The sequence below is a fragment of the Allocoleopsis sp. genome, from assembly GCF_036703385.1.
GTDB lineage: Bacteria > Cyanobacteriota > Cyanobacteriia > Cyanobacteriales > Coleofasciculaceae > Allocoleopsis.
In genome coordinates, this window is record NZ_DATNPA010000549.1 from 1 (window position 1) to 6,848 (window position 6,848).

Annotated in this window: 9 protein-coding genes; 2 read left to right on the plus strand and 7 right to left on the minus strand. The window is 48.7% G+C overall.

Features of this window, described 5'->3' with window-relative positions; genetic code table 11:
* Positions 1–270: 270 nt before the first annotated feature.
* Positions 271–1,233 carry an SPFH domain-containing protein gene (locus tag V6C93_RS26785; protein WP_333479720.1) on the minus strand — a complete coding sequence of 321 codons (963 nt, stop codon included), beginning with the start codon at positions 1,231–1,233 and terminating at the stop codon, positions 271–273.
* Between the two features lie 191 nt (positions 1,234–1,424).
* Positions 1,425–1,862 (minus strand): NfeD family protein, encoded by a 438-nt coding sequence (locus V6C93_RS26790; RefSeq protein ID WP_333479721.1) that lies wholly within the window; start codon positions 1,860–1,862, stop codon positions 1,425–1,427.
* A 431-nt stretch (positions 1,863–2,293) separates the two neighbouring features.
* Here V6C93_RS26790 and V6C93_RS26795 point away from each other — a divergent pair, with 431 nt between their 5' ends.
* Positions 2,294–4,288: a PP2C family protein-serine/threonine phosphatase gene (locus V6C93_RS26795; protein ID WP_333479722.1), complete on the plus strand. Its 1,995-nt coding sequence runs from the start codon at positions 2,294–2,296 to the stop codon at positions 4,286–4,288.
* Between the two features lie 202 nt (positions 4,289–4,490).
* On the plus strand, positions 4,491–4,715 hold the full coding sequence (locus tag V6C93_RS26800) for a ferredoxin-thioredoxin reductase variable chain (protein WP_333479723.1): 225 nt from the start codon (positions 4,491–4,493) through the stop codon (positions 4,713–4,715).
* A gap of 387 nt (positions 4,716–5,102) precedes the next feature.
* Here V6C93_RS26800 and V6C93_RS26805 read toward each other — a convergent pair whose 3' ends face one another.
* The 5 genes from V6C93_RS26805 to V6C93_RS26825 form a co-directional block, all read right to left on the minus strand.
* The gene (locus V6C93_RS26805) at positions 5,103–5,396 is read right to left on the minus strand and encodes a hypothetical protein (RefSeq protein WP_333479724.1); all 294 of its coding nucleotides are present in this window, start codon (positions 5,394–5,396) and stop codon (positions 5,103–5,105) included.
* Between the two features lie 42 nt (positions 5,397–5,438).
* Complete coding sequence (locus V6C93_RS26810) at positions 5,439–6,095, minus strand: YdcF family protein (RefSeq protein ID WP_333479725.1); 657 nt, start codon at positions 6,093–6,095, stop codon at positions 5,439–5,441.
* A complete protein-coding gene (locus V6C93_RS26815; protein ID WP_333479726.1) occupies positions 6,070–6,258 on the minus strand; it encodes a hypothetical protein in 189 nt (62 codons plus the stop codon). The genes V6C93_RS26810 and V6C93_RS26815 overlap by 26 nt, the downstream gene beginning before the upstream one ends.
* A 23-nt stretch (positions 6,259–6,281) precedes the next feature.
* Positions 6,282–6,638 (minus strand): hypothetical protein, encoded by a 357-nt coding sequence (locus tag V6C93_RS26820; protein WP_333479727.1) that lies wholly within the window; start codon positions 6,636–6,638, stop codon positions 6,282–6,284.
* Positions 6,638–6,848, minus strand: a 211-nt coding sequence (locus V6C93_RS26825; RefSeq protein WP_333479728.1) for a hypothetical protein, incomplete at its 5' end; no start/stop codon positions are given. The genes V6C93_RS26825 and V6C93_RS26820, both read right to left, overlap by 1 nt.

The window sequence follows — 6,848 nt, forward strand, 5'->3', positions numbered from 1 at the left end:
GCCATTTTGAGAAAAAGTGCAGGTTACTGGGTTGCTTTGTGTCTGGAAAATGGGTTAGTAGGTCAAGGTAGTAGTCAAGATGGAGCAATTTCTCAGCTTAAAGAGGCAATAGACTCTTTTCAAATGGTTTATCAAGTTGAAAAGGATTTAACCCCTTGTTAACCGACCAACAACATCCTTCCATCCGCCAGGTATTGTTGATTTTTTCAAAAGAGCGATCGCACCTTGTTAATTCTCCTCATGTGCTGCGAGCAATGCCCACCCGACTAACTAAACATTGCCATTACCGTTATCACCAACAATGGAACGGATGCCCTCAATCGTTGCTGGAATACTGCGAGGGTCCATGAACATCACTTTGCTACTATCGCTACTGCCAATCTTCATCCCCATATCTAAATAATTCTGAGCTAATAAAAACTGGAGTGCTTCTTGAGCATTAGGGTCACTTTTCAGCGTCTTGGCAACAATTTGCAGCGCCTCAGCAGTTGCTTGTGCTCGCAGAACTTGCTGCTGGCGTTCTGCCTGGGCTTTAAGCACGATCGCCTTTTGTTGACCTTCTGCTTCCAAAATCGCCGCCTTTTGCCGCGCTTGAGCATCGAGTTCTAGGGCTTCCGCTTTCCCTCTAGCCGAGTTAATCGCAGACTCTCGTTCCCCCTCAGAAGTCAAAATTGCCGCCCGCTTACGACGTTCTGCCGACATCTGCAACTCCATCGAATCTTGCACGGCTTTGGATGGGATGATATCACGCAGTTCTACCCGTGTGACTTTAACCCCCCAAGGGTCTGTTGCTTCATCCAATTCCCGCAGCAGGGTTTCATTAATTTCCGACCTAGCGGTAAAGGTTTGATCGAGTTCTAGCTGACCCATTTCTGCACGAATTTGAGTGAGCACCATGTTCTGCATGGCTAAGCGGAGATTTTCCACTTTGTAATAGGCTTTCTCCATATCCATAATCCGCCAGTATACGACTGCATCAGCGGTGATGGACACGTTATCGCGGGTAATACATTGCTGCGGAGGCACATCTAAGACTTTTTCTCGAATCGTTTCCTGAAAAACCACGCGATCCAAAACAGGAACAAGAAAGTTAATACCGGGTTCTAGTTTCTTGCCACTATATTTCCCCAATCGTTCAACTAAGGCTTCGTTCCCTTGATTGACAATCTTAACGGAGCTGGCAAGACCTGAAGCACCCAGAACCAATGCAATCATCCAACCAAAAAATTCCATTTTAAGTCACCTAAGAGTTTTGAGTAATAGTCCACAGCTGGCGCTGGATAAGAGTTCTGAAATCGATGTTTGAGCTAAATGCTAAAAATCCGGATGCGGAGTGTAATTTTTTAGAGAGGGCTAGCGATCGCTCTTTCCCATGTCCTCCTAGAAGCTTTGGCTTGGGCAATTGCACAAAAAAAGCCCTGAATTCAGGAATGCAACAGGCTTTTTGGTACCACGATGAGAGTATTGCCTTCGCGTCGAACGATGTAGACTTTTTGGTTAGGCGCGATCGCTTCTAGTTCATCCTCACAACGTGCCCTCCAGGAATTACCTTCGTAAATTACCCGACCTGTTTGCCCTGCTGCTATTTCTGTCAAGGTTTGGGCTTCCTTTGCATCCAAATTTTTAGACGCCTTCGGATGCGGCAGGAAACGGCGGGATAGCCAAACCAGCGCTGTTGACAAAAAGAGCCACAGTACCACTTGCAACGGAAACGCCGTCGGCAACATCCACGCCACCATAGCAACCACAAAGGCACTCAGTCCCATGAGGAAAGCGACCAAAGCCGTTGGCACAAACAGCTCTATTGAACAAAGAATCGACCCTGCCAGTAGCCAGAGCATCCAAGGACTTAGCAATGGCATATCCACCATCCGGTATCGCAAGCGTTTATATCAGTAGATCCAAGAGTTGATCGATTAATTCCAGTTTCTGTCGGCATCAGGATCTGTGCCCATTGACAAGTCTGCCATGTTTAAATGAGGTTTCTGGGCGCAAAAACAAGGTTTGTATTGATTCTTTGAGTTTCTTTTTAAAGGGATTAGGCATCATCGGGGAAAATAGGGAAAAATTCGCTCACCTAGCTCCAATTTCTCCTAGCGAGCTCGTCGTTGACCAAACGAGGAGTGAGCTTGCCAGGATGGGGGCATCGAGAGAAGATAGGGAGTTGGTACTCGCTGTCTCGGCTGGCTCCCAGTTAAGTGAATACCCTGACTACAGTAGCCAACGCTTGCCTTCCCCTAAACTCTTCTTTTGCCGATCAACTTAATGCTTGTTTCTAAGCCGTGTTAAATTTATGAGCAGTTCCAAGCCGCTGATGAATCGCTATCTCTGGGCAGTTGGTGCAGCTGCCATGCAGATTCCTGCTGGAGAATTAGTCAAAGATCGATATGAGGTCGTTGCTCCACAAATTTGGCGAGATACGCAGCCGGAACTGCTACCAGAGTTTCCTGATCAAGTGAGTAGCGATGTTCTCACGTACCTGCATTTGTATCCACAACGCATCCATGTTCCTGAGGTATATGGCGTATGCGAGTTGGGCAATTCGGTTGTCACATTGCTAGAGAATGTCCCGATTAATCCTAGCGGAGAGCCGTATCCCTCCATCAAGTCGATGTGGACGCAGGTTCCAGCCGTGCGTCAGGTTTATTGGCTCTGGCAGATACTGGAACTGTGGACGCCATTAGCAGAAATGGGTGTGGCTTCCAGTCTCTTAGTAGCGGACAATCTGCGGGTTGAAGGCTGGCGGGTGCGACTGCGGGAACTGTATGTTGACGCTGTTGATGACGCTGAGCAAGAAGCCTTGGTGGCATCGTCTACAGGTGGCGGGACAAGCTCATCAGAGGTATTGGAAAGCGAAAAATTGGCTGGTGTCAGTTCCACCCTCCTAAGACGCCCCAAGAAAGCGAGTCTGCAACAGCTAGGAGAGTTTTGGGCCTCTTTGTGTTCTAAGGCAGCCATGTCTGTGGCGTCCCGGTTGCAAGCGATCGCACAGAAGCTGCAAGGCGAGGAACCTTCCTTAGAAGAGATCGCCACTGCTCTCAATAAGCTATTGCTAGAACAAGCCGCTCGACAGCCTCTGCGCTTGAAGATTGCGGGTGCTACAGATATCGGTCTTGTGCAAAAGCACAACGAAGATAGCTGCTATCCCACGATGGCAGACTTACCCACAGACCTCAGCTTGCCTCGTGACCCTCTTATTCCCCATCTATCCATCGTTTGTGATGGTATTGGTGGACATGAGGGCGGGGAAGTGGCTAGCCAGTTGGCGGTGCAGTCCATTAAACTCCAAGTGCGGGCGCTCCTAGCCGAGTTAGCAGAAGACCCGGAACTGATGACACCGGAACTGGTGAGTCAGCAGCTAGCAGCCATTATTCGGGTGGCGAATAACTTGATTGCCTCTCGTAATGATGAACAAGAACGAGAGTCACGGCGTCGTATGGCAACGACGTTGACCCTGGCACTCCAACTTCCGCAGATTATGAAGATGGCGGATGGTCAGGGTAACGCTCACGAACTCTACATCGCCAGTGTTGGGGATAGCCGTGCATACTGGCTGACGCCCCGCTACTGCCAAAGGTTGACCGTGGATGATGATGTGGCAACACGGGAAGTGCGCCTAGGTCGCAGTCTGTATCGTAAGGCGTTGCAGCGCCCTGATGCTGGAGCACTGACTCAAGCTGTGGGAACGAAGGATGCTGAGTTACTACGTCCAACAGTACAACGATTTATTTTGGAAGAAGACGGTTTGCTGTTGCTGTGTTCCGATGGTCTAAGCGACAATAACCTACTCGAGCAATTTTGTGCTGACTACCCACGAAACGTTTTTAGCGGTAAGCTTTCTCTAGAAGCAGCTGTCGAGTCGTTAATTGACCTCGCCAATCAACACAATGGTCAAGATAACATTTCAGTTGTCCTCACCTACTGTGCCGTTTCTCCCCAATATCCGGTAGTTCTGAATCTTGGAGAAATCCCTGTCGGCACCAAGGATTACACGTTTATTCTGGATACTGAATTTTCTGGATTACGCCAGGACTATGAGTCGGATGAACCTGAACTCATTGAGGAACCCGAACCCGTTGCGGAAACCTCAAAAGGTGAATGGTTCAAGGTGATTATTGGAGTTGTGGGAGTATTACTGGTGCTCTTGTCAGCGGGTGCGGCCTTATTGACGGCTCAGTGGCTGATTAATCCAGAGGGGTTTAATAAGATGCGCGATCGCCTGTTCCAAACGGAGCGTATGAAGATTTCTCCGTCTTCCTCTGTCCCAACACAACCCCCCAAAGAGTGAGAGACCCAGAAACAGAGACACACGAACGCAACGACATGAATCTCTATCAAACTCTGGTCATTCCCTCACCTTATTACTTTAATCCTTGTGAGGATTAGTTGAGTCGGGTCTTTGGAAGGAACCCTGCTGTGCAAGAATAGAAAGGTTGTCTGGGCAAGTTTCGGCTTAATTCAGGCTATTAAAGAGAACACGAGCTTCATCTATGAAAGTTGGCGATCGCGTCCGTATTAACAAATCTGTCATTGTTTACCACCATCCCTCTCATAAAAATGAACCTTTTGATGTTAAAGGGCTAGAAGGAGAAGTGATCGGAATCGTTGTCGAGTGGCAAGGCAGACCTGTGAGCGCTAACTTGCCTGTGCTAGTCCAATTCGATAAAAAATTTCGTGGTCACTTCCGGGAGGATGAGGTAGAAATCATCTCGTAACTCCACGCACATCCCCTCAGGGCTTAAGTCTCCGCTTCTCTTCTGTAATTCAAGAACAGACAAGAGCAGATGCACAAAGGGGGTTCAATACCCCTGTTTTGTGTTTTATTGACTAATGGGTTAGCTTATGCTATGTATAGCAGTCGCCAAGGCTATTAGGACAAATGTCCCAAAGCCAATTGTCAATCCAAGCTTTTGTAATGTCCTAACCGTTGTGGCGGTTGCTATACCTAAATAAAAGTGATGGAATAGTCTAATCCCACTTTTGTCACTGCAACTTTGGCTGTAGCGGTCTGCTTGCAGCAGCGCCAAACGCTAGCGCTAATCCATTTCCATTTCCCGATGTTCTTGGACGGTGAGTGGTTGTTGCTTTTTTCCGCTCACCTCTCAGGAGACGGACTTGCGGCGACAAAACCAACCAAACAGGTTGATGTCTCCTTGCATTTTTTGCAACTCCTGCTTGTGGCGTTCAGCAGTGACGCGATACCACTCACAGTAGCGTTCATGCTCCTGCCGATATTGCGCTTCCCGGTGAAACTCGTGAGCGAGTTGGTAAGTGGCAAAGATATCAGCCGGTGGGGGAGGCGCTGGGACAATGAATTGGAATTTTTCTGGCATTCCTGAATAAGAGTAAATAAAGGCCGGTGGAACGGTAGGCAATTTTCCGTTTGTTTCCAGCACCTTCCTCCATAGTATTTAATTTTTAATTTTCAGTTTTGTAAATCACAGCCAGCCTCGGAGGCGATAAACGGCCATTCCGATGTATTCCTTAAGCGCACGAGTCGTTCTGTCGATGCGCTCTGTATCTGGTATCAGACTCAACATAATGGCTTGAGCGCTGCTGTTCGGCTCCTCAAGCTCTTGTTGACTGACCAAGAAATCGGTGGGAGCGGGAATAGCGTCAATCCCCTGGCGTTGGAAAATCCGGAGCGATCGCGGCATATGCATCGCCGATGTTACTAATAAGATGCGGCGGATACCTCGCTCCTGGATAATTTTCTTCACATTGACAGCATTTTGGTGCGTATTGAGGGATGTGGGGTCTTGCAGGATCGCAGAGGACGGAACACCTACAGTTTTTAGGATTTGAGCCATATCCGCTGACTCGGATGGCCCACCTCCCCGCCACTCAATACGGCCCCCTGACGCAATCACCAAGGGAGCCTTACCTTCACGATAGAGTTGGGCACCGTAAAGGACGCGATCGCCTTGTTCACTCAAATCTACTCCAGGTCGCGGCGGAAAGGCAGATTTTGTCGCACCGCCTAAAATCACGATTGCATCAGCCGTTGGTACTGTTTTAGGGGGGAGCTGCTGCCACTCTAAGGATTGCACCAAGCCATTGGCGACCCAACTATTGCTGGCTAACAATAACACCATCAAAGCCAAAGAAATGGGAAACGGCACCCAGCGAGAGCGTCGCCACCACATCACCAAAGCCACAACCATCAATATGCAAGCAAGTCCCAATGGGTACAGGAACAAGGGCAGCAGCTTGGAGAGGAATAAAAACATGCTTGTCGGGTCTAAGGGTTAGAACCACACTCGACTAGGTAAGAGAGGATTTTACCGTCTCAAAAACCCGCCAAAAAGTACCTGAGAACTTTGTGTACGCTTCCTCGCTCTACTATCTCTCCGCTGTTTGGCTAAACGAAGCCCACTCACTTTGTATTCTCCGTCTACTATATCGATTTCCTTTTCTTCCTCTGGTTCCACCACTCTGGGGCCTTCCGAGCTTTTCCACCAACCCATCGCCCAACCCCCAGCGATGCCTCCAGCAAAGCCAAGTAAGATACTTAAGGGCACAGGGTATCCCAGGAAGAAAAAGCAGAACAGAAAAAACAACCAAAGTCTCAAACCGGTTCCAGTGGAGAAACCTGTGAACAGACCGGGCTTTGATTTGTTACCTTTTTTGTCACTCATCACGAGTCAGCCAGTGAAGGGGATTGATTACCAAGTCTCGCACTTTCAAACAGAAAGTCTCGCAGCATCACAACAATTTTATAAGAAGCAGGCAGGAAAACCCTACCCCTTGTGATGTGGCAGTTAAGATGTTGCGATCGCGAGTGGGTCCTCACTCCTTCGGGGAGGTAGAGTTCATACTTGTCCAGTCTCCTGAGGGGATGAATGCAG

Bases quoted from the DNA above. Each gene is read 5' to 3' on its own strand.
- V6C93_RS26800 (WP_333479723.1), top strand. From the start codon at position 4,491: ATGAAAGTTGGCGATCGCGTCCGTATTAACAAATCTGTCATTGTTTAC.
- V6C93_RS26810 (WP_333479725.1), bottom strand. From the start codon at position 6,095: ATGGTGTTATTGTTAGCCAGCAATAGTTGGGTCGCCAATGGCTTGGTG.
- V6C93_RS26795 (WP_333479722.1), top strand. From the start codon at position 2,294: ATGAGCAGTTCCAAGCCGCTGATGAATCGCTATCTCTGGGCAGTTGGT.
- V6C93_RS26790 (WP_333479721.1), bottom strand. From the start codon at position 1,862: ATGCCATTGCTAAGTCCTTGGATGCTCTGGCTACTGGCAGGGTCGATT.
- V6C93_RS26820 (WP_333479727.1), bottom strand. From the start codon at position 6,638: ATGAGTGACAAAAAAGGTAACAAATCAAAGCCCGGTCTGTTCACAGGT.
- V6C93_RS26785 (WP_333479720.1), bottom strand. From the start codon at position 1,233: ATGGAATTTTTTGGTTGGATGATTGCATTGGTTCTGGGTGCTTCAGGT.